Annotated in this window: 19 protein-coding genes and 6 tRNA genes; 18 read left to right on the top strand and 7 right to left on the bottom strand. The window is 58.4% G+C overall.

The window, feature by feature from the left end:
* The first annotated feature begins 553 nt into the window (after window positions 1–553).
* The 14 genes from DWY51_RS05880 to folB all read left to right on the top strand — a co-directional run bounded on the left by DWY51_RS05880 (window position 554) and on the right by folB (window position 12,436).
* Window positions 554–643, top strand: a tRNA-Leu gene (locus DWY51_RS05880).
* A 59-nt stretch (window positions 644–702) separates the two neighbouring features.
* The gene (locus tag DWY51_RS05875) at window positions 703–3,048 is read left to right on the top strand and encodes a GAF domain-containing SpoIIE family protein phosphatase (protein ID WP_117770173.1); all 2,346 of its coding nucleotides are present in this window, start codon (window positions 703–705) and stop codon (window positions 3,046–3,048) included.
* 78 nt (window positions 3,049–3,126) lie between these two features.
* Entirely contained in the window at window positions 3,127–3,873 is a 747-nt protein-coding gene (locus tag DWY51_RS05870) for an anti-sigma factor antagonist (RefSeq protein ID WP_117770172.1), read from the top strand.
* A gap of 105 nt (window positions 3,874–3,978) precedes the next feature.
* Window positions 3,979–4,054 (top strand) — tRNA-Gly (locus DWY51_RS05865).
* Window positions 4,055–4,088: 34 nt separating this feature from the next.
* Window positions 4,089–4,162, top strand: a tRNA-Cys gene (locus DWY51_RS05860).
* 42 nt (window positions 4,163–4,204) lie between these two features.
* A tRNA-Gly gene (locus DWY51_RS05855) sits at window positions 4,205–4,280 on the top strand.
* Between the two features lie 524 nt (window positions 4,281–4,804).
* Window positions 4,805–6,538, top strand: a complete 1,734-nt coding sequence (locus DWY51_RS05850) for an alpha-amylase family glycosyl hydrolase (RefSeq protein ID WP_233504639.1) — start codon at window positions 4,805–4,807, stop codon at window positions 6,536–6,538.
* Between the two features lie 141 nt (window positions 6,539–6,679).
* Window positions 6,680–6,755 (top strand) — tRNA-Gly (locus DWY51_RS05845).
* Window positions 6,756–6,758: 3 nt separating this feature from the next.
* Window positions 6,759–6,833, top strand: a tRNA-Val gene (locus DWY51_RS05840).
* A 634-nt stretch (window positions 6,834–7,467) separates the two neighbouring features.
* Complete coding sequence (gene nrdD / locus DWY51_RS05835; protein ID WP_117770171.1) at window positions 7,468–9,690, top strand: anaerobic ribonucleoside-triphosphate reductase; 2,223 nt, start codon at window positions 7,468–7,470, stop codon at window positions 9,688–9,690.
* A 427-nt stretch (window positions 9,691–10,117) separates the two neighbouring features.
* On the top strand, window positions 10,118–10,699 hold the full coding sequence (gene nrdG / locus DWY51_RS05830; protein ID WP_022094398.1) for an anaerobic ribonucleoside-triphosphate reductase activating protein: 582 nt from the start codon (window positions 10,118–10,120) through the stop codon (window positions 10,697–10,699).
* Window positions 10,700–10,765: 66 nt separating this feature from the next.
* Window positions 10,766–11,323 (top strand): GTP cyclohydrolase I FolE, encoded by a 558-nt coding sequence (folE, locus tag DWY51_RS05825; RefSeq protein WP_117770170.1) that lies wholly within the window; start codon window positions 10,766–10,768, stop codon window positions 11,321–11,323.
* Window positions 11,324–11,325: 2 nt separating this feature from the next.
* Window positions 11,326–11,907, top strand: coding sequence for an HD domain-containing protein (locus tag DWY51_RS05820; protein ID WP_199411380.1), 582 nt, complete (start codon window positions 11,326–11,328; stop codon window positions 11,905–11,907).
* 43 nt (window positions 11,908–11,950) lie between these two features.
* Window positions 11,951–12,436 (top strand): dihydroneopterin aldolase, encoded by a 486-nt coding sequence (folB, locus tag DWY51_RS05815; protein WP_117770169.1) that lies wholly within the window; start codon window positions 11,951–11,953, stop codon window positions 12,434–12,436.
* A gap of 6 nt (window positions 12,437–12,442) precedes the next feature.
* On the opposite strand, the gene DWY51_RS05810 is transcribed toward folB, so the two are convergent.
* Window positions 12,443–13,219, bottom strand: coding sequence for a M48 family metallopeptidase (locus DWY51_RS05810; protein WP_158556917.1), 777 nt, complete (start codon window positions 13,217–13,219; stop codon window positions 12,443–12,445).
* Window positions 13,220–13,293: 74 nt separating this feature from the next.
* A complete protein-coding gene (locus DWY51_RS05805) occupies window positions 13,294–14,307 on the bottom strand; it encodes a dipeptidase (RefSeq protein ID WP_117640822.1) in 1,014 nt (337 codons plus the stop codon).
* Between the two features lie 120 nt (window positions 14,308–14,427).
* Between DWY51_RS05805 and DWY51_RS05800 the strand changes: the two genes are divergently transcribed.
* The 3 genes from DWY51_RS05800 to DWY51_RS05790 all read left to right on the top strand — a co-directional run bounded on the left by DWY51_RS05800 (window position 14,428) and on the right by DWY51_RS05790 (window position 16,318).
* Window positions 14,428–14,856, top strand: a complete 429-nt coding sequence (locus tag DWY51_RS05800; RefSeq protein ID WP_055286916.1) for a peptidylprolyl isomerase — start codon at window positions 14,428–14,430, stop codon at window positions 14,854–14,856.
* Between the two features lie 3 nt (window positions 14,857–14,859).
* Window positions 14,860–15,438 carry an urease accessory protein UreE gene (locus tag DWY51_RS05795; RefSeq protein ID WP_117770167.1) on the top strand — a complete coding sequence of 193 codons (579 nt, stop codon included), beginning with the start codon at window positions 14,860–14,862 and terminating at the stop codon, window positions 15,436–15,438.
* 82 nt (window positions 15,439–15,520) lie between these two features.
* On the top strand, window positions 15,521–16,318 hold the full coding sequence (locus tag DWY51_RS05790; RefSeq protein ID WP_117770166.1) for an HAD-IIB family hydrolase: 798 nt from the start codon (window positions 15,521–15,523) through the stop codon (window positions 16,316–16,318).
* Window positions 16,319–16,394: 76 nt separating this feature from the next.
* Here the strand turns inward: DWY51_RS05790 and DWY51_RS05785 are convergent, their stop codons facing one another.
* From DWY51_RS05785 to DWY51_RS05765, 5 genes are all read right to left on the bottom strand, one after another.
* Complete coding sequence (locus DWY51_RS05785) at window positions 16,395–16,775, bottom strand: Fur family transcriptional regulator (protein ID WP_172677978.1); 381 nt, start codon at window positions 16,773–16,775, stop codon at window positions 16,395–16,397.
* Window positions 16,776–16,836: 61 nt separating this feature from the next.
* Window positions 16,837–17,247 (bottom strand): acylphosphatase, encoded by a 411-nt coding sequence (locus DWY51_RS05780; protein WP_117770165.1) that lies wholly within the window; start codon window positions 17,245–17,247, stop codon window positions 16,837–16,839.
* A gap of 2 nt (window positions 17,248–17,249) precedes the next feature.
* Entirely contained in the window at window positions 17,250–18,356 is a 1,107-nt protein-coding gene (locus DWY51_RS05775; protein WP_117770164.1) for a Gfo/Idh/MocA family protein, read from the bottom strand.
* A gap of 75 nt (window positions 18,357–18,431) precedes the next feature.
* The gene (rnhA, locus tag DWY51_RS05770) at window positions 18,432–18,968 is read right to left on the bottom strand and encodes a ribonuclease HI (RefSeq protein ID WP_117637459.1); all 537 of its coding nucleotides are present in this window, start codon (window positions 18,966–18,968) and stop codon (window positions 18,432–18,434) included.
* Between the two features lie 48 nt (window positions 18,969–19,016).
* Window positions 19,017–19,919, bottom strand: a complete 903-nt coding sequence (locus DWY51_RS05765) for a LysR family transcriptional regulator (protein WP_117770163.1) — start codon at window positions 19,917–19,919, stop codon at window positions 19,017–19,019.
* Window positions 19,920–20,192: 273 nt separating this feature from the next.
* Between DWY51_RS05765 and DWY51_RS05760 the strand changes: the two genes are divergently transcribed.
* Window positions 20,193–21,503 (top strand): O-acetylhomoserine aminocarboxypropyltransferase/cysteine synthase family protein, encoded by a 1,311-nt coding sequence (locus tag DWY51_RS05760; protein ID WP_117770162.1) that lies wholly within the window; start codon window positions 20,193–20,195, stop codon window positions 21,501–21,503.
* Window positions 21,504–21,696 lie beyond the last annotated feature (193 nt).

The following is a 21,696-nucleotide window of genomic DNA, read 5'->3' as shown; positions in this document are numbered from 1 at the left end:
CCTCCCATTTCTTGTGTCCAAGAAATGGGAGGCAGTTCACTTCGTGCGGCGGGGGTTTCTTGCGTCCTGCGGGATGTTCTGAAAAGTAACGCCAGGGCGGGCCCTGCGGTAACTCGGCAGGGGAGTGCGATTCCTCGATCGCTCACTTTATCTAATAAGAAATTGAGTGAGGCCGGAGCTTTAGCTCCGGCCTCCTTATATAAGGGCTCGGCAAGGCCGAGCCACTAAATTTATATCAGCCCTCAGAACATGTTTGAGAACTGTGCCTGAAGTACGTATTTGCAGGCCCCGAATCGGTGTTGCCTCCCGGCGCATTCCGCAGGGGGAGCGATATTTTGCAGCACGAAGTGCGCAGCAAAATATCGCTCATGCCCGAGGACGCGCCGGGAGGCAACACCGATTCGGGGCCGGACATACGGATCTACCTGCTCATTTACAAATTCGTAAACTTTTTTGAAAAAAGTGCTTGCACAGTTCTCGAATCATAGGTTATTATCTTCCTCGTTGAACGCGCGGGTCCAACAAAACGAACCGTGAATCAACAACATAGCATGTCGGAGTGGCGGAATTGGCAGACGCGCTAGCTTGAGGTGCTAGTGACCGCTTTTTGGTCATGCGGGTTCAAGTCCCGCCTCCGACACCATCGCATTTGAGAAGCCTCTTCGGAGGCTTTTTTGTTACCGATAGACGGTGGGGTCCACGATGGAAACGCTTGAACGCAACGAGTGGGCAGACGTTGCCCAACTAGTCGAGATCACGAGCGATGCTGTCATCATCTGCGAGCTCGACGGAACAATTCTGCATGTGAATAATCGCTTACTTGGTTTGATGTGCGAGGAACGCGCCGACGTCATCGGTGGAGATGTTAAAGACGTCCTGTACTCGTCCGCTTTTGAACGTGCGACGGAACATCGTCTGCCATTTGAAACCGATGGCTCCGAGAACGAACTGATGCTCAAGCTGAGTGACGGCTCTTTTATCCCCGTCTTGGTTCGTGCGGGCTCCGTGACGCCTCCACGCATCTTTGGGCGCCGCGCGCCACGTGTCCTGGTGGCGCTCCATAGCATCGAAGAACAGTATTCTCACGACCGTCAACTCAAGCGTGCGTTATCGGAGCTTAGAGTGGCGAACAAGCGTCTCTCTGGCACGCTCTCGGTCATTATGAGCACTGTGGGCTCCGATGAGTTACCCAGCCTGCTTGATACTGTTTTGAACCAGCTTGTAGGAACGCTCGATGCTTCGGGTGCCGCTATCTATTTTTCTGAGAGCGGCGGTTTTAAACTTCGCGGTGTTTCCAAGGAGCTGTACGACAGCTACCTGCCTGAGTTTTTGCCGTATGGCGCTGGCATTCCGACGTATGTTCTTCGTGAGTCGCGTGCCTGTCGCTTGTCGATTCAACAGGACCTTGAGGGCGATAAGGCCGCCTCCGGTATGTTCATGGACTTGGACAATCGTTCTAAGCACCTGTTGCGCGTGCAGGATATGCCTCCGTACCGCAGCGAGATCTGTCTTCCCGTTTTTTACGGTACGCAGATCCTTGGCGTGCTGGAAGTTGGTTGGAAACGCCCCCAGGCACCGCTCGCCTATGACGTTAATGTACTCGAGGTCATTTGCGATTACTTGTCTATCCAACTGGTCGGCATGGCATCGAGTCTTCGCTCTCGTCGCACGGCCGAGCTTGGCCGCTCGCTCAATGTCTTACGTGATGAGTTGTTTACCTTTCTAGACGATTCCGTCGCGGCTACCCAGGCGGTATCGTCCGAGATCTGCAATATGCTCAACTGCCATTTTTGCCCTGTTGAGTATGACGCCAGTCTGGATTCCTACGTCATAGATTTTGAAGGCGGCAGTCGCGTTGCTTTGCCGGACGATCCCGAGAAGCTTTTCTTTTCCACGACGGCGCCAGCGGCACGTCTGGGGGCTGGCCCTGATGGCTTTGAGGCATCTGTTTTGGGGGGTACGAGTGCCGAGGACCTTAAACACGTCCGTATAACTCGCGTTGACGAATCGATGCCTATGGGAGGCTGGCTTAGGGCGCATGGTCTGCCTTGTCAAGGTCTCTACGTCGACTCCGGCATCGAGGCGGGGCACCCGCGCTCTGAGGGCGATGGCAAGCACAGTAACGACGCGATTGTTCCTGCTTCTGTTGCGAAGAGCCCGACGACGCGCGCGCTGCTGCTTCGTGATGGTAGCCAAGAGCCGATTGATGACCTTGAATATGACTACTTGGTGCACTTGGCGCATGACTTTGAACTGATCTACGAAGGCGAATCTCAAAAGCGCGAGGAGCGCCATATCGCTCAGACGCTCCAGATCGGCATGAGAAATTCCCTGGGGGATGTTCCGGGTATCGCAACCGATTCGGTGTACCTGTCGGCCACGAATTCGGCGTTGGTCGGAGGCGATTTCTATACGCTCATTCGTCTTCCCGACGACTGCGCCGTCATGATTCTGGGTGATGTGTCTGGCAAAGGCATTGAGGCCGCATCGATGTCCGCGCTCGTCAAGACGGCCCTGACGGCATATGCCTGGGAGGGCGCTGGACCGGCCCGCATGGCACGCTCCCTTAACAGCATGCTCATGGGCTTTTCGAGGGTCGAGGCGTTCGTGACGGCCTTTATCGCCAAGATTGACCTTAAAGCCGGACGCGCAACGTATTGTTCGGCGGGCCATCCTCCGACCATGGTCATCAGGCCAGAGTCGATGCCGCTGGGTGGCGGCGAGGCCCGTGGGGGAGAGGTTGAGCTGCTTGGATGCCAATCGGGCGTAATCGGTGCCTTTGAGAGCATGGTGTACGAGACAGGCGTGTTTACGTTTGCCCCCGGCGACATGCTCTTCATGTATACGGATGGAACGATTGAGGCCCGCGACCGCACCGGAGCGTTCTTTGGCGAGCAGCGCTTGCGCGACCTTCTGCTCTCTGTCTCGGGTGAGGGCGTATCGGGCATTTGCGGCAAGGTCTTGGGCGAGCTTGACCGATTTACCGAATCGGCGCTGGACGATGACATTGCATTGGTGTCCCTTGAGTTTTTACGGGGTCGTTCATAGACGACGATGGGCGGGCTGAATCCGTACGGTTGGGGAAACGAATGCATCGAGTGGGCTTTTTTGGGGAACCATGGTCGTATGAATGAGTGGAATGACATAGCGGTTTTGACGCCACCAGACGATATCGACATCGCCACGGTGCCTGCGCTGCGTCGGCGGTTGGATGCTTTGATTGGCCGCGGCGTGCGTCGTGTCGTCATCAACTGTCAGGCTGTTAGCTTTATCGATTCTACGGGCTTGGCATTCCTGCTTACGCGCGCTCGTGAGCTTATGAGGCGAGAAGGCCTGCTTTCGCTCGTCAATGCATCAGGTGAAGTTGTTCGCTTTTTGGAGATTGCTCGTCTTGTCGATATCCTTCATGTCGTGGGGCCGGCACGGGAGTCAATTCCTGCCATTCCGGTGGGGGAGCTGCCTCGCTGGAGTAAGAGCGTTGAGGTCCGTCAGGGTATCGAGAATCTTCCATACTACCGACATCGCATCGCCGAACTCCTTGAATCGCTTCCGTTGCGCCGTGACGAGCGCTACGATGTCGCATTGGCGTCGGGGGAGGCGCTGGGTAATGCCTATGACCATGCGGGCGGTATCGGGTGCGTCCTGACGGTTCAGGCCTATGGCGATCGCGTTGTGGTTGAGGTGCTTGATCGAGGTGCCGGCTATTCTATCGATGAAACGAGCGAACCGGTCGCATCCGAGGAACGCGGCCGTGGCATCAAGCTTATGCGTATGCTCGTCGATAACGTGGAGGTTGCTCGTCGTACGGACGGCGCCGGCACGCGCGTGCAGATGGTGAAGCTGTTTAGCGGAGCGCTGGAATCGTGTGCCTAGCCAATCGCTTTAGCGCGTTTAGCTACTAAGAACATGCGGCAGACAAGTTTTTTGAAAAAAGTACTTGCGTCTTTTGGACAACTCGCGTAAATTAATAACCCGCAAGCGGACATGGCTCAGTTGGTAGAGCACAACCTTGCCAAGGTTGGGGTCGCGGGTTCGAGCCCCGTTGTCCGCTCCATTGCATTTCCGGACCGTTTAGGCGGTCCTTTTTCGGCGAAGTGGCCAAGTGGTAAGGCAGAGGCCTGCAAAGCCTTTACCCCCGGTTCGAATCCGGGCTTCGCCTCCAGGCAACATCCGGGCGCTCCGGCGCCCGTTTTGTTTTACATATGCGGACATGGCTCAGTTGGTAGAGCACAACCTTGCCAAGGTTGGGGTCGCGGGTTCGAACCCCGTTGTCCGCTCCAAGCGCAACAGCCCGACTACTACGGTAGCCGGGCTTTTTTGTACCCATCGCCTGGGCTCGAACCCGAGAGGGAGCGAGCGTTAAACAAACGCGGAGCGTTTGTAGCGAGCTGGCGAGGACGCCGGCGGGCGGCCGAAGCCGGTGCGTATTTGCGCGGCAAATACGCGGACGCCCCGTTGTCCGCTCCAACTATCTTACGCGGTTCTAACGAACCGCGTTTTTTGTTGACGCTGCGCGAGCCCCGGGCACCCCATCTTGCCCCTCAATCGTCGGTCGCGTACATAAAGTACGCTTCCCTCCTCTTTCGCGGCAACCTGGGGCACCCGGAGCCCCGCTCGCTGTCGTGGCCGGGGGAGTGGGTCTTCCGTTCTTTTTACTAATCGGTCGATTCGTCCCGGGAGGTTCGAACCCGAGAGGGAGCGAGCGTTTTGGGGCGTGGCTGTGGCGTTGTTTGCCGCGAATGTCCGCTTTGGGCGTATCATCGTGGGCATCTCGCATAACCTCGTTGCAAGGGAGATATGCCCCATGGCTACAGAAAAGTCTTCTTCGCGCTCATGGATGTCTGATGCCGCGATCTATCAGATCTACCCGCGCTCGTTTAAGGATTCGACTGGTTCGGGTCTGGGTGATATCGCGGGCATTACCCAGCAGATGGACTATCTTGAGCGGCTGGGTATCGAGGCCATCTGGCTGAGCCCGTTTTACCCATCGCCTCTTGTCGATGGTGGCTATGATGTGGCGGACTACTGCGATGTCGATCCACGTCTCGGCTCGCTTGACGACTTCGATGACATGATCGCTGCGGCTCACGCGCGCGGCATCAGGATTATCGTCGATATCGTGCCCAACCATTCATCCAACCAGCACCCCTGGTTCAAAGCCGCTCTTGCCGCCGGCCCCGGATCGTCCGAGCGCGCCCGTTATATCTTCCGCGATGGTCGCGGCGAGCATGGCGAGCTGCCTCCCACCAATTGGAATGCCAACTTTGGTGGCCCCGCATGGACGCGTGTTGCGGACGGTCAGTGGTATCTGCACATGTTTACGCCCGAGCAGCCGGACTTTGACTGGTCATGCCCTGAGGTTCACGCGCTCTTTTGCGACGTCCTGGCGTTTTGGAGCGATCGAGGCGTCGACGGCTTTCGCATTGATGTGGCGCAGGGTCTCGCCAAGGATCTCGACCGCGATGACCTCGACCGGTGGCATCTCGCCGAGGGCGATGACATGGTTGACGACGGCACCCATCCGCTGTGGGACCGCAATGAGGTCCACGAGATCTATCGCGAGTGGCGCCGCGTGTTCGACCGCTATAATCCGCCGCGCAGTGCCGTTGCCGAGGCGTGGGTGCTGCCCGAGCGCCAGTATCTCTACGCGCGTCCCAGCGAGCTTGGCCAGACATTCAACTTTGAGTTTGCCAAGGCCACTTGGACCTATGATGACATGCACACTGCAATCGAGAAGGGCTTGAAGGCAGCCGTCGAATCCGATTCCGCCTCGACCTGGGTACTCTCCAACCACGACGTGCCGCGCGTGGCGACACGCTATGCCCTGCCGCAAATCAAGGCGACGCGCTACCACCAGATTGCGCTCGACTGGCTCTTACGCGACGGGTCGTCTTATGACGAGGACCGTGAACTCGGCGAGCGCCGCGCGCGGGCGGCCCTTTTGCTTGAGCTGGCGCTTCCGGGCTCGGCATACGTGTATCAGGGTGAGGAGCTCGGCCTTTTTGAGGTGGCTGATATCCCGTGGGCTGCACTCGAAGACCCTACTGCGACCAATACGCACGGACCGAAGAGTGAGAAGGGGCGCGACGGCTGTCGTGTGCCCCTGCCGTGGGTGGCGGCGGACGATCCCGCGCATGGCGGATCGTTTGGGTTTTCGCCGGCAGACGCCGATGCGGCGCCCCATCTGCCGCAGCCTGCATGGTTTTCCGATTATGCTGCCGATAGGGAAGAAGCGGACCCGACATCGATGCTTGCGCTCTATCGTGACGCCCTCTGGCTGCGGCGCAAGCTGCGCGGGTGCGCCAACGATCTTGCGTGGCTCGATCTTGACGGGCGCACCGGCCTTGCGGATGGTGCCGAGGGCGCTGAGGGCGGCGTCATCGCCTATAGCCGCGACAACGGCTGGGCGTGTGTGACGAACTTTGGCGCAGCACCCGTGGAGCTGCAGGCGGGCAGGGTCCTGCTCACCTCATCACCGCTTGCAGACGGCAGGCTCGCGCAGGACAGCTCTGCCTGGATTATGCTCGGTGAGATGTAGGGGCCTCTTACGGCGAGTTTGCGTTTGCCTGCGCCTTCCGTGGTGGCTGATGTCTTTGCGAGGTTCGCGAGGGCGTCGCAAAACTTTTCAAAAAAAGTTCTTGCATTTGGGTGGATCATCCCGTATATTAAATCCTCGCAGGCGGACATGGCTCAGTTGGTAGAGCACAACCTTGCCAAGGTTGGGGTCGCGGGTTCGAGCCCCGTTGTCCGCTCCATTTGGGCGTTTAGCTCAGGGGGAGAGCGCTTCCCTGACACGGAAGAGGTCAGAAGTTCAAATCTTCTAACGCCCACCAAATGTTCGCAGCTCAGAGGCTATGTCTCTGGGCTGTTTTGTTTTATGCCACCAAACATGCCGGCAAATAAGCCACCAAATATTGATCCAAGGTCTGTACGCGATGGTCTTCGCATCCCGTAGAGGTGCCGGCAGATTGCATACGTCCTGGCCGATCGTGACCGCAACATGTTGGTCAAGCACAATCTTTTGGAATCTTTTGGCGTGAGCGGCTTGGTTTTGGTAGGATTTGTCAGCGGCTTGACTAAGGGGGTTTTATAACTGCCATGCAGGTAGCCGTGTTGGTAACGTTTTACCGACTTGCCAAGAACCCCTCATAATTAATGCGTCTGCAAAATGACTAATTGCTTTGACCTGCTGAAACACTATATGTTGTGTTTGACCTAAAAAAAGAATACAGGATATAGATGCCTCTTTGTCGTATGATAGATGGCGGACAGAGAACGAGAACCTTATTCGCCCCATTTGGACACGTCTTTGAGCCGCTTGATCGGCCGCGAGGATTGTCCGCATGAGGACTTATGGTTTATCGAGAACACAGATTGCGCGACGGCGCCGCAAGACAGGGGCAAGCCCTGCCGGGTATCGTTTGGCTCTGAAGCGCGATGAGGCTACGATGCGAAAGAGGCAAGAGGATGAAGATCATCAAGCGCAGCGGCACCGAGGTTGTCTTTGACATCGATAAGATCGTCAATGCCATCCGTGCCGCAAACTTGGAGGTCGAGGAGAGCTCTCGTCTTACCGACCGCCAGGTGGTTTACGCGGCGCAAAACGTCGCCGAGGCATGCGAGAACGCGGGCCACACTGTTTCGGTCGAGGAGATTCAGGATTTGGTCGAGGACGAGATCATGCGTCTCGACTGCTACGAGGTTGCCCGCCACTACATCATCTATCGCTATGTTCAGAGCCTGAAGCGCCAGAAGAACACGACCGATGACAAGATCCTGTCGCTGATCGAGTGCAATAACGAAGAGGTCAAGCAGGAGAACTCCAACAAGAACCCGACCGTCAATTCCGTTCAGCGTGACTACATGGCCGGCGAGATCTCCAAGGACCTGACTCAGCGTGTGCTGCTGCCTCAAGAGATCGTGGATGCCCATAATGAGGGCCTGATCCATTTCCACGATTCGGATTACTTTGCCCAGCACATGCACAACTGCGATCTGGTGAACCTGGAGGACATGCTCCAGAACGGCACTGTTATCTCGGGTACGCTGATCGAGAAGCCGCACAGCTTCTCGACCGCCTGCAACATCGCGACGCAGATCATCGCCCAGGTTGCTTCCTCCCAGTACGGAGGCCAGTCGATTTCGCTGACCCATCTTGCCCCGTTCGTCGAGGTGAGCCGTCAAAAGATTCGCGGCGAGGTCGCTCGCGAGCTCGAGGAGCTCGGTGTCTCTGCGTCTGCCGAGAAGGTCCGTGAGGTCGTTGAGGACCGTCTGCGTGACGAGATCCGTCGCGGCGTCCAGACGATTCAGTATCAGGTCGTGACCCTTATGACCACCAATGGCCAGGCGCCGTTCGTGACGGTCTTTATGTATCTTAACGAGGCCCGTACGCCTCAGGAGAAGCACGACCTTGCCATGATCGTGGAGGAGACGCTTCGCCAGCGCTACGAGGGCGTTAAGAACGAGGCCGGCGTATGGATCACCCCGGCATTCCCCAAGCTTATCTATGTACTCGAGGACGATAACGTTCACGAGGATTCCCCGTACTTCTACCTGACCCAGCTGGCTGCCAAGTGCACTGCCAAGCGCATGGTGCCCGATTACATCTCCGAGAAAAAGATGCGCGAGCTCAAGCTGTCGAAGGGCGAGACCGCGGGTAACGGCGACTGCTATACCTGCATGGGCTGCCGCAGCTTCTTGACGCCCGACCGCTCGGGCAACGGCTTTAACAACGTTGCCAACGCGCTGAACTACGACCCGAACAAGCCCAAGTACTATGGTCGCTTTAACCAGGGCGTCGTGACCATCAACCTGCCCGATGTCGCGCTGAGCTCGCACCAGGATATGGACAAGTTCTGGAAGATCTTCGACGAGCGCCTTGAGCTGTGCCACCGCGCCCTGCTGTGCCGTCATGAGCGTCTGATGGGTACGCTTTCGGATGCCGCACCGATTCTTTGGCAGTACGGTGCCCTCGCCCGTCTGAAGAAGGGCGAGACGATCGACAAGCTGCTCGTGGGCGGTTACTCCACCATTAGTCTGGGTTATGCCGGCCTGTATGAGTGCGTCAAGTATATGACGGGCCACAGCCACACCGAGAAGGAGGGCACGCCCTTTGCCATGGCCGTCATGCAACGCATGAACGACAAGTGCGCCGAGTGGAAGGCCGAAAGCGATATTGACTTCTCGCTGTACGGTACCCCGCTTGAGTCGACGACCTACAAGTTCGCCAAGTGCCTGCAGCGTCGTTTTGGCATCATCCCGGGCGTGACGGACAAGGGCTACATCACCAACAGCTACCACGTCCATGTGTCTGAGGAGATTGATGCTTTCGATAAGCTCAAGTTCGAGGGTATGTTCCAGCAGCTTTCGCCGGGCGGTGCCATCTCCTACGTCGAGGTTCCCAACATGCAGGACAACCTCAAGGCTGTCATTCGCGTGATGCAGTACATCTACGACAACATCATGTACGCCGAGCTCAACACCAAGAGCGACTACTGCCAGGTGTGCGGCTACGACGGTGAGATCAAGATTGTCGAGGATGACGGCAAGCTGGTGTGGGAGTGCCCCAACTGCGGCAACCGCGATCAGGAGAAGATGAACGTCGCCCGTCGTACGTGCGGCTACATCGGTACCCAATTCTGGAACCAGGGTCGAACCGAGGAGATCCGCGACCGCGTGCTGCATCTCTAATACCGCTCCGGGGCTGAACCGAGAGGGCCGCTTGGGCATTTGCTCGCTATTTCGGACAGTCCTGCGCAAGACGAAGGCCACATTAAGTGGCCTTCTTTGCGTGCGGAACTCATATCGAGCAAAAGCCCAAGCGGCCCTCTCGGTTCAGCCAAGTTGACGTAGCTGAGATGCAGCATGAGGCCTGCTCACTCCTCGAAGTTCTTAGCGGAAATGAGTTGACTTGCAACAACGCTTTGCTTGCGATAACGGTTGAGCTGCAACAAAGTATTTATTGGACCTCGAACCCTATGCTCGATGTTCGCTTCGTTCATTGAGTTACCCTTTGCATGAGGCCGGGACATATCGTCCCGCCCGCAGTTTCGCAGGCCGAAGGCCGAGAATGTTTGAGGACGGGATGATATGTCCCGGCCTCCCGGGAGAGTTACCTATGAACTACGCGAACATTAAGTATTTCGACATTGCTGATGGGGAAGGCGTTCGTACTTCTCTGTTTGTGAGTGGGTGCCGTCGTGGGTGCAAGAATTGCTTTAACTCTGTCGCGTGGGACTTTGCTGCGGGCGAGCCGTTCGATCGTGCCGTCGAGGACAAGATTATCGAGAGCCTCGATCATCCCTTTATTGACGGCCTGACGATTCTGGGCGGCGAGCCTATGGAGCCCGAGAACCAGGCGGGGCTTGTTGACTTTATCGAACGCGTGCGTGCGGCCTATCCTGCGGGGTCGGGCAAGACCATTTGGTGCTTTACCGGCGACGTGCTCGAGGAGCTTATGCCGGGCGGTCGCCACCATACCGAGGCGACGGACCGTATCCTTGCCTGCCTCGATATGTTGGTGGATGGCCCGTTTGTTCAGGATCTGTACGATATCTCATTGCGTTTTAGAGGCTCGAGTAACCAGCGCGTGATTGATATGAACGCCACGCGCGCCCGTGCTGTGCGCGAGGGCGTTGCGCTTTGCGACGCTGTGGAGCTTTGGCGGGACGATCCGGTCTATTCGACCCATACTATGTAGCTTGTGGCCGATGCCAAAGGGCGTGGTACCATAGCGCGAACGTGAAATCGGAAAAGTGAGGCCCAGATGGTCGATCAGGAAAAAGTCGAGGCCGCCATTAAGCTGTTGCTTGAGGGCATAGGCGAGGACCCAACTCGTGAGGGCCTGCTGGAGACCCCGGCGCGCGTTGCCCGTATGTATGGTGAGATCGCCGGCGGTATGGATCAGAGTGCCGAGGAGCACCTGTCCAAAACCTTTGCCGTCGCTTCGAACGACTTGGTTATTGAGCGCGACATTACGTTTTACTCGCTGTGCGAGCACCATCTGCTGCCGTTTTATGGCAAGGCTGCGATCGGCTATATCCCTAACGGTCGCGTGGCGGGTCTGTCTAAACTTGCTCGCACGGTTGAGGTCTATGCCCGTCGTCTGCAGCTGCAGGAGCAGCTGTGTGCGCAGGTTGCCGACGCTCTCATGGATTATCTCGCTCCCCAGGGAGCGATTGTGCTCATAGAGGCTGAGCATATGTGCATGACCATGCGCGGCGTGCAAAAGCCTGGCACCAAGACCGTGACGCTCGCTCGCCGCGGCGTCTTTGAGACCGATCCGTCGCTCGAGGAGCGATTCTTTAGGATGCTGGGACGCTAACTATGAGAGTCGTCAACGACTTTACATCGAATACTGACGAGGGAACGCCGCGTCGCGGTTTTATGGCTTCGGGCCTGGCCCCCTTTGGTGCCATGCCTCGTATCGATTACATCTGTGCCAACGGGCTGTTCCGGCGGCACCTGGGCAACATTGCACAGTTGGAATCGGGGCGCATCTTCTGCCGCCACGGTATTGATCATCTTCTTGATGTCGCTCGCATTATGTGGATCAAGAATCTTGAGGAACAGCTCGAATTTGACCGCGAGGTCATCTACGCCACGGCACTTCTTCACGATATCGGCAAAGATGAACAGTATGAATCGGGTATATCCCATGATGTTGCAAGCGAACGCGTCGCTGATGCGATTCTCGGCGGCATGCCCGATGATGTGGCGTTTGAGCCGGCCGATGCCGCAGCCATTAAGACGGCCATTCTGGGCCATCGAAAGCTGCGCGTGAACAGACAACCGCTTGAGCGTCTGCTCTATGCTGCCGACAAGGCATCGCGCGCCTGCTTTGCATGCCCCGCGCGCAATGCTTGTAACTGGAGCGATGATAAAAAGAACCTGTCGATTCGCGTGTAGTTAGTTTGCGCGGTCGGGGTTCTAAACGAAGGAGACGATCGCGATGAGCAATAAGAAACTGCCCGAGAATGCAACCAAGACTGAAGGCGCCGAGCTCGCCCGCCGTGGAAGGGGCGAAATATCCACTGCAACGGCGGTGCCCCACGTGAGCTATGACGATCTGCGCCATGCCGACCGCATCACCGTTGAAGGTCTTGAGGTTTTTGCTAACCACGGCGTATATCCCGAAGAGAACGCGCTGGGCCAGAAGTTCATCGTGTCCTTGGTGCTCTATGCCGACCTGCGTGCAGCGGGGGAGCACGATAACCTGGAGGCCTCGATTGACTACGGCTCGGTGTGCCACGATGTCGATGGCTATCTGCGCGAGCATACGTTTAAGCTCATCGAGGCGGCAGCTGAAGGTACGGCCCAGATGCTGCTGCGTCGTTATCCCTCGCTGCTTGGTGTGCGCATCAAGCTCGATAAGCCGTGGGCGCCTGTTGGCCTACCCTTGGCAAGCTGTGGCGTCGAGATCGAGCGCGTGCGCTAACCGACTCTAGAGCTCGTTGGCGGGCGGTTTTTTTAGCCGCTGCGACAGAGCCCTGTTGTTGGGGCAGTACGTGTCGAGCAGCGCGTGAAACCGCTGATTGTGGCTTGGCTCGAGCAAGTGGACGAGCTCGTGGGCGACAACCATGTCGAGGCATTCGACGGGGTAGGCGGCAAGTTCTCGTGCGATGCGAACGGCGCCGGATTTGGGAGTGCATGAGCCCCAACGCGTTTTCATGCTGCGTACGGAAACGCGGGAAACGGCGACACCCATTGCGATTTCGTATGCGTGCACCATATCGCGCAGCGCCGATGTGACTTCGGACGTATAGAGCTGGTCGATGTGGATCTGGAGTTCTTTGGGCGTTAGGCCGTCGAGGGCTGTGCGCTGCTTTGCCTGCGTGCACCCACTTGGCTCGTCGGTACCCATAAAACTTGCGAAGGTAGCCTGCTTGGGCCGCGGTGCGGGTGGCTCAAAGTTGTGGTCGAGTGCATCCTGAACGGTGATGGGTTTGCCCCAAAGCGCAATGATGGACGAGGGACTGAGCGGCTCTCGCGCCGTCGCCTGACGTTGCTCGCGCTGGGCAAGTCGGCTGATAATCCAGGCGCTGTTGCGCTTCACAAACGCTTCGATACGCTCGCGGCTGGCGCCGAGCGGCGCACTGGCGTGGACCTCACCGCTCGATGTGACGCGTAGGTTGAAGTTCTTGACGCGCTTTTTGGTAACGACGACGGGGATGGGCGTCCCATCCGGTCGGGATGCGGAAATCGTAAACTGCTGCGTCAAAAGCGGTCCTTCAGATTGGGGACGGGCCGGCATGTCGCCCGTTCGGCATGCCGGCCCGCTCAAGGGATGTGAAATTAATAACGCTCAAAGAAGGCAAGCGCGTTGTCGCTGCAGAGCTTCTGCATCACGGTCTTGCCAAAGTGCTTGGAGAGCATGTTCTGGAACTCGGGCATCTTGCTGGCATCGGAGAGGAAGGCGGGCACCGTGGCACCGTCCCAGTCGCCGCCGAGCGCGATGACGTCCTCGCCGCCCAGGTCGAGCCAGTGCTCGATATGTGCCGCTAGCTGGTCGAAGGTGACGTCTGCGGCGGTCTTGTCGGTTGCGTCGTTGGAAAGGAACTCGCTGCAGTAGTTGAGGCCGACGATACCGCCCATGTCGCGAATGGTGCGGAACTGGTCGTCGGTAAGGTTGCGTTTGACGCCGCAAACCGCACGGGAGTTGGAGTGGCTGGCGACGAAGGGACGTGTGGCGTGGGCGACAACCTCGTCAAAGCACTCATCGTTGAGGTGGGAGACGTCAAGCACCATGCCGGCGTGTTCCATCTGCGTAAGTGCCTCGATGCCGGCGGCGGTGAGGCCGGCGTGGGTATCGTGTCCGCTCGCGAGCGGTCCCTGCGCATTCCAGCTGAGCGATGACATGAGTACGCCCAAGCTCTTGAGCACCTCGATCAGCGCAGGGTCCTCGGCAAAGAACGTGGCGTTTTCGATGGTGTGGATGCAGGCGACCTTGCCGTCTTTGAGCGCGGGGCGAATGTCTGCCGCGCTGCGTACGTTGACCATGCGGTCGTGGTTGAGCATTGCCTGGCCGCTCATATGCGCCATGATCTGCGCCTGGAAGCGCGCGGCGTGGGCGGTGGGAATCTCATCGGGGACAAACGTGGCGAAGCACTGTGCCCACGGCGTGTTGCCGATCTTTGCGAGCGAGATGGCGCAGGCGTTGCCCTCGATGAGGTCGAAATCTTGCGGATGCGTTTCGTCGCCGGGGAAATAACCGTCGGTGCCGGCGGTAAAGCGCAGGTCGAGATCGAGCGTGGCCCAGCCGATGCGGTCGGCGGTGTCGCAGTGTAGGTCAAATACGGGATATGCCATGGTTCCTCCGGTTGCAGCGTTTCTTTGCAAACTGTCTTTGAATTGTATGACTAGGGTATAGTTAGCGCCATATGTTCACGGCGGCCCGCGTTGTGCGCCGCCCTTATCACGGAGGTTACCATGTCCAACCAGGGCAAGAAGGTCAAGACTCATTATCGCGGCACGCTCGACGACGGCACGCAGTTCGATAGCTCCTACGATCGCGGCGAGCCGCTGGAGTTCACCTGCGGCGCCGGTCAGATGATCAAGGGCTTCGACGCCGCTGTTGTCGACATGCAGGTGGGCGAGAAGAAGACCGTGCACATTCCTGCTGCCGATGCCTACGGCGAGCACAACCCCGAGATGGTTATTACCTTCCCGGCCGAACAGGTTCCCAACATCGAGCAGATCGAGAAGGGCATGAAGCTTTTCCTGTCCACGCCGAGCGGCATGCCCGTCCCCGCCGTGGTCATAGACGTAACGCCCGAGGCCGTGACGCTCGACGCCAACCACGAGCTGGCCGGCAAGGACCTCAACTTTGATATCGAGCTCGTCGAGGTCGAGGGTTAGAGTATGCCTGAACGCTTGGTTTCGACGACATGCTTGGGAAATCTCAACGATCCGTCCTATGAACTCCTGCTTCGCCGGAAGTTGGGCGGCGTCTTTGAAGTTGACGAGCTGCTGCTCGATTGGGACCAGGCTGATGTATGCGCGCTTGTGGGCGTGACGGAGCTGGGGCGCACGGTCGATGTTCGGCTGGATGCTGCCGACGGCGGTCGTTTTACCGACGGCGACGTGCTCGCCATCGACCGTTCGGGCATGGTGCCCGTGGCGGTTGTCGTGCGCCTGCGCAGTGCCGAGGTTTATTTGGTCGAAGTTGACCGCATGGACCCGATTGCGCTCGCGCATGCGTGCTGGGAGATCGGCAATATGCACGCGCCGCTTTTCCGAGGCGATTCGGACGAGTATACCGTGCGCATGTATACGCCGGTGCAGCCTGTTTTGGGCCGCATGCTCCGGGGCGTCGAGGGCGTTCGGCTCTCGGTGGTTACCCGTGAACTCGATGCGGACCGGCGCTTTGCGTCGAGTGCGGCGGATGCCGTCGTGAGCATGGCTCCCGACTTTACCATCGTAAAAAAGACGCGCGGCTAAGCGCGTGTATACGCAAGGCGGGCTTTGAGGGGCGACCAATCAAGGTCCGTCTTGCTGTTGATAGGAGGCTTTGGGGAAGCATATGGGTCTTGAGGGAATCAAGCTGATTGCATGCGATTTGGACGGCACGTTGCTGCATCCGGGGGAGCACGAGCCGCGTTCCGAGGCCTTTGAGCTCATCGATGAACTGCATCGTCGCGGCATCGTGTTTATGCCGGCGAGCGGTCGTCAATATGCGAGCTTGCGCTACCTGTTTGCCCCGGTGGCCGATGAGCTCGCCTATGTATGCGAAAACGGAGCCCTAGTGATGAACGAGGGGCGTGCCGTTGTCAAGCGTTCCATGGAGCGTAGCCTTGCTATGGATATCGCGAATGCCGTGGTTGCGTATCCCCATGCCGACGTGACCCTTTCGTGTGAGGGACACCTCTACACCATGAGCGGCAACGATGCGTTCGTCGACCATTTGCGCTATGAGGTCCACTGCGATGTGGCGGTGGTCGACCGTCCTGAGGACATCGACGAGGACGTCATTAAGATTGCCTTCCAGACGCCCGAGGTGGATCAGCCGGCGGCCCTGGAGTATTTTGAGCGCCTCTTTAGCGACCGTGTCGACGTGATGACGTCGGGAACCGAGTGGACGGACTTTATCGGCTTTGGTTCGGGCAAGGGTTCCGCGCTTGCCGATTACGGTCGTGCCCTGGGAATTTCGCCCGACGAGATGATGGCGTTTGGCGATAACGAAAACGACCGCGACATGCTCAACGTCGTGGGCCATCCTTATCTAATGGAGAGCTGCAATCCCTCTATGCGTGGCATCAACGACCGCGTCCGCTACGTGCGCACGGTCGAAGAAGAACTGCGCCGCCTGCTCGCCGAGTAGATATATGTGGCATGCCTAGGAATCTCTTTTTGCTGCAGAGTGCAGAAAGGTGGATTTTAAGGCATGTCCCGAACATCTACCGGCAGTCGGGGCAGAGACCCTCGAAGATGGTGTAGTGCGACGTGACGTGCCAGCCGATTTGCTCGGATGCCTTGGCGTCGAGTTGGGCATCGAAGGGGAGCGGTACGTCGATGACGCGGCTGCACGAGGTGCAGATGATATGCGCATGCGGCTCGATCGTGCGATCGAAGCGGCTGCCGCCCGGCGTCTTGATGGAGAGAATCTCGCCGGCGTCGGCCAAGAGATTGAGGTTGCGGTAGACCGTGCCGCGGCTGATTTTGTCATCCTGCGCGCGCACGACGTTGTAGATTTCGTCGGCGGTGGGATGGTTATAGCTTTGGCGCACGGCGTCAAGAACCAGCTTTCGCTGCCTGGTATTCCTTCTTTGCACCGCCATGCGCCTCGCCTCTTTTCTGTCAACGGTCGTAGGTAAATGATACCGTATTTAGCACACAATACTAATAACGAGGCGTGAAACCGTCTTCATTGGCAAGTGGGGCTCGGGCCTGGGCGTCTACGAGGCGAAAACGCGTTCCCATACGCTCGTAGGAGGCATGAAGCGCTTCGAGATAAGATAGGATATTTGCCGGACCCCCCTGTATCTCCATCTCGACTGAGCCGTCTTCCATGTTACGCACCCAGCCGGTGAGCGCGCGTGCCTGCGCGAGGTTGGTGTTGGTAAAGCGAAAGCCAACGCCCTGGACTTGCCCCGCCCAGCGCAGGAAATAGCGCAGGGGAGTGTCTTGAGTGGCCTCGTCGCTTGCGAGCACAGTAAGCCTGCGGCGCAGCTCGAGCTCGACGTTTGATGGTTTTTGAGGCTCTCGACTGCCGCCGGTGACGCTGGAGAAGAACGTATCGAAGAGACCCATAGCTATGCCTGCTTGCCTGCGTCGGCTGGGAAGGTTATGCCGGCCTGCTGGCGCACGGCATCCATGATGCGCAGTGAGACGAGTGTGACATCGCGGTAGTGGCCAAGCTCGTGGCGTCCCGCCGGGGTCTCCCAAATCTCTTCCTTAACGTTATCGATGCCGCCGATGGCGGTGATAAAGTCTGTGAGTTCGTATTCCATAGTGTTGCTCGATTTGGGCAGGTCGAGCACGCGGCCGTTGTCTCCCTGTTCGCGCGGTGCCTCGGTCGCCGAGCCGCGTACGACGTCGCCGCGATAGTCGATGCGGACGTTGCGGGGCGTGGACAGATGGTCGATCTGGATAGTGCCACGCTCGCCTTCGATCTGCGAGGGCAACAGGTCGTTCGTAATTTTGGAGTGCGCGAGCTCGACGGAGATACGGCCACCGCCGTAGCTGGCGAGGATGGAACCGCAGCCATCGATGGGGCCGTGCGTGAGCTGTCGCGTGGTGGGATCGAGCAGAGTGGTCATGCTCGTAAGGCCGGAGGGCATGCCAAAGATCTCGACCATGGGCTCGACGGTATAGACGCCAATGTCCATGAGGGAACCCGATGCCATATTGCAGTCGAAGATATTGGTGGCGCGTCCCGCGAGAATCTCGTTGTAGCGCGAGGAATACTTGCCAAAGCGCAATGAGGCGCGGCGGATGGGGGCGATCTCGCCCAGGGCGTCCTCGATGGCGTGGAAGGCGGGATCGTGGAGGGGACGCATGGCCTCGAGGGCCACAACACCTGCTGCCTCGGCAGCGCGGAAGACTTCCAGCGCCTGCGCTTCGGTGGCGCAGAAGGGTTTCTCGACGATGACGTGCTTGCCACCGGCGATGCAGGCAAGGGCCTGCTCGTAGTGGAGCGCATTGGGGCTGCCGATGTAGACGGCGTCGACGTCGTCGGCGGACGCAAGCTCGTCAAGTGCGGTGAAGTTACGCTCGCCGCCGTGTTCGGCGGTAAAGGCGGCGCCGCGCTCGGCATCGCGCGAGAGCGTGCCCACAAACGCGGCTTGGTCGTTGGCGTTGACGACCTGGATAAAGTCGTCGGTAATCATGGATGTGCCGATGGTCGCTATACGCAGCATGTATCCCCCTCGTGCCGTTCGGTTTACAGGATGAGTGTAGCGCGAGGGGGCAGGAAATAGCGTGCGAAAACGCCGTTACAGGTCGCTCTCGTTAAAGCCGGTATCGATATCGAGGTTGCTGCCGTCGGCCGCCGTGGTGGCGAGCTCATCGCAGCGCTCGTTGAGCTCGTGGCCGGCGTGACCCTTAACCCAGATGAACTCAACCTTGTGCTTGCTTTTGGCGGTGAGTAGGCGCTCCCACAGGTCGCGGTTCTTGACGGGCTGCTTGTTGGCGGTTTTCCATCCGCGCTTTTTCCAGCCGTCGATCCAGTGCTTGTTAAAGGCGTTGACGACGTACTGCGAATCGGAATGGACCTCGACCTCGCAGGGGCGGTTGAGTGCCTCGAGCGCCACGATGACCGCCATGAGCTCCATGCGGTTGTTGGTGGTCTTGGCGTAGCCGCGCGAAAGCTCGGAGGTGAAGGTCTTGCCGGCGGGGTTGGTGTATTTGAGCACGGCGCCGTAGCCGCCGCGTCCCGGATTTGATCGGGCCGAGCCGTCGGTATAGATGATGACCTTCACGGGCTTCCTTTCGTTGGGTACGTTTCGTGTGAGTGACCATTGTAGCGCCATGCCCGTCGGGGGCTAGCAATCTACGATTTCTACCCCGTCTTCCGACAGTTAGTTGGCATGGATGATGCGGTTGAGCTCGTCGAGGTATTGCTGCAAGAGGGGAGAGGGCTTGCGCTCGTCGTGCATGATATAGCCTACGTGCATCGTTGGGGCGTCTGCTAACGGGATCGATGCCATACCCCATTGCATTTCATTGGAGAGGACACCGGTCGACAGGGTGTAGCCGTTCGACGTGATAAGTAAGTTAGTAAGTGTTCCGCGGTCCGAGATTCGTATGTTGCGGTCGCAAGGGATATAGCTAAAAGGTTCCTCGGCGTAATAGAAGGAGTTTGAGGTTCCCTGCTCAAAGCTGTAGCGCGTATATGGTGTGAGGTCGGCAAGGGACAGCTGCGGGCGGCGGGCAAGCGGGTGGCGCTCGCTAACGAAGACGTGGACCGTCGCGTTGAATAGGGGATGGAAGCTCGCGCGCGCATCGGCAAAAGCCTTCTGCAGAACGCGGGCGTTAAAGTCGTCCAGATACAGGATGCCGATGTCGCTGCGAAATGCGCGGACGTCATCGATGATCTGCGATGTGGTGGTCTCGCGCATGATGAACTCGAACTTGCTGTCGCGGCAGCGCTCGACTACGTTGACAAAGGCCTCGACCGAAAAGGCGTAGTGCTGGGCGGAAATGGCGAGGCGGGCTTGCGGGGTACCGCCGTCCTCGTAGCGGGCCTCGAGCATGTCGGCCTGCTCTACGACCTGGCGTGCATAACCCAAAAGCTCGGTGCCGTCGTTGGTGAGCGTGACGCCGCGGCTGGAGCGCGTAAAGATCTCCAGATTGAGTTCCTGTTCCAGGCTTTTGACGGCGTTTGAGATGTTGGACTGAGCGGTATAGAGGCGCTGAGCTGCGGCGTTAATTGAGCCGGATTCTGCCACGGCGATAAGAAAGCGAAGCTGCTGGAGGGTCATCGGCGCCCGTCCTTTCGATAGCTATCTAAAAAACCGATAACAGGTTAGCGCTTTTAAGTGATTGACCGAGCGAAACAATGCTCGTACTATTCAAAACGCACAAAGGCGGTAGGTAATTAAGCCAACCACGGAACCGGGATGCGAAAGGAGGCCCGCATATGAATTGCTTACCAAGACGAATGCCGGGCTCCTGTTTGCGCCCGTCGGCGTGATCAGGAGACAGCGACTTACTTCTCTCTTTTTATTTACTTTTGTTCGATCAAGGAGATCATCATGAGCCAGTTCATCAACAACCCCGAGCACACCTTTGGTTTCGATACCCTGCAGCTTCACGTTGGCCAGGAGAGCGCCGATCCCGCATCCGACTCCCGCGCCGTGCCTATCTACCAGACCACGAGCTATGTGTTCCGCAATTCCCAGCACGCCGCCGACCGCTTTGGTCTTGCCGACGCCGGCAACATCTACGGCCGTCTGACCAACTCCACCCAGGGCGTCTTCGAGGACCGTATCGCCGCACTCGAGGGTGGCGTGGCAGGTCTTGCCGTCGCCTCCGGTGCCGCTGCCATCACCTATACCCTGCAGGCTCTCGCCCAGGCCGGTGACCACGTGGTCGCCCAGAAGACCATCTACGGCGGTTCCTACAACCTGCTGGAGCATACGCTCTCCCAGTTTGGCGTCGAGACCACGTTTGTCGATGCCCATAACCTGGAAGAGGTTGAGGGTGCCATCAGGGACAACACCACGGTCATCTATCTCGAGACGCTCGGCAACCCCAACTCCGACATCCCCAACATCGACGCCATCTCCGAGATCGCCAAGAAGCACGGTCTGCCGGTTGTCGTCGACAACACCTTCGGCACCCCGTATCTGTTCCGTCCGCTGGAGCATGGTGCCAACATCGTCGTTCACTCCGCAACCAAGTTCATCGGCGGCCACGGCACCTCGCTGGGCGGTGTGATCGTCGACGGCGGTAACTTCGATTGGAAGGCGAGCGGCAAGTATGCGCAGATCGCCGAGCCCAACCCCTCCTACCATGGCGTCTCGTTTGCCGAGGCTGCCGGTCCCGCCGCCTTCGCAACCTATGTCCGCGCTATCTTGCTGCGTGACGAGGGCGCCTGCATCAGCCCGTTCAACGCCTGGATCCTGCTCCAGGGCACCGAGACTCTGTCGCTGCGCGTTGACCGTCATGTCGAGAACACCAAGAAGGTCGTTGAGTTCCTGGCTGGTGACAGCCATGTCGCCAAGGTGAACCACCCGAGCCTGTCTGAGCACCCCGATCACGAGCTCTATCAGAAGTACTTCCCCAACGGCGGTGCCTCGATCTTTACCTTTGAGATTAAGGGTGGCCAGGAGGCCGCCTGGAAGTTCATCGATCATCTGCAGGTGTTCTCGCTGCTCGCCAACGTGGCCGACGTCAAGTCGCTCGTCGTGCACCCGGCTACGACTACGCACTCCCAGCTCTCTGCCGAGGAACTCGCCGAGCAGAACATCACGCCCTCCACGATCCGTCTTTCCATCGGTACCGAGAACGCCGAGGATATCATTTGGGATCTGAAGCAGGCCTTCGCCGCGCTGGACGAGTAAGGCGACTTGTGCAAGGACCCCTTGCGACTCGATAGGTATAACTGCATAAAATGCCTGCTCAAGGCGCCTGTGCGAACAATGGTTGCACAGGCGCCTTTTTTGCATAGAGAGGGTGCAAAAACAGGGTTTTTGACACGCTTTATGCATTCGAGTTGTGGAAAACTCCTGTTGAGCGGATGTGAGTTTTACGCAA

The organism is Collinsella sp. AF25-2LB, from assembly GCF_003458415.1.
In the GTDB taxonomy this organism is placed as follows: domain Bacteria; phylum Actinomycetota; class Coriobacteriia; order Coriobacteriales; family Coriobacteriaceae; genus Collinsella.
The sequence above is the reverse complement of the archived record's forward strand: the minus strand, read 5'-3'. Positions and strand labels throughout refer to the sequence as shown.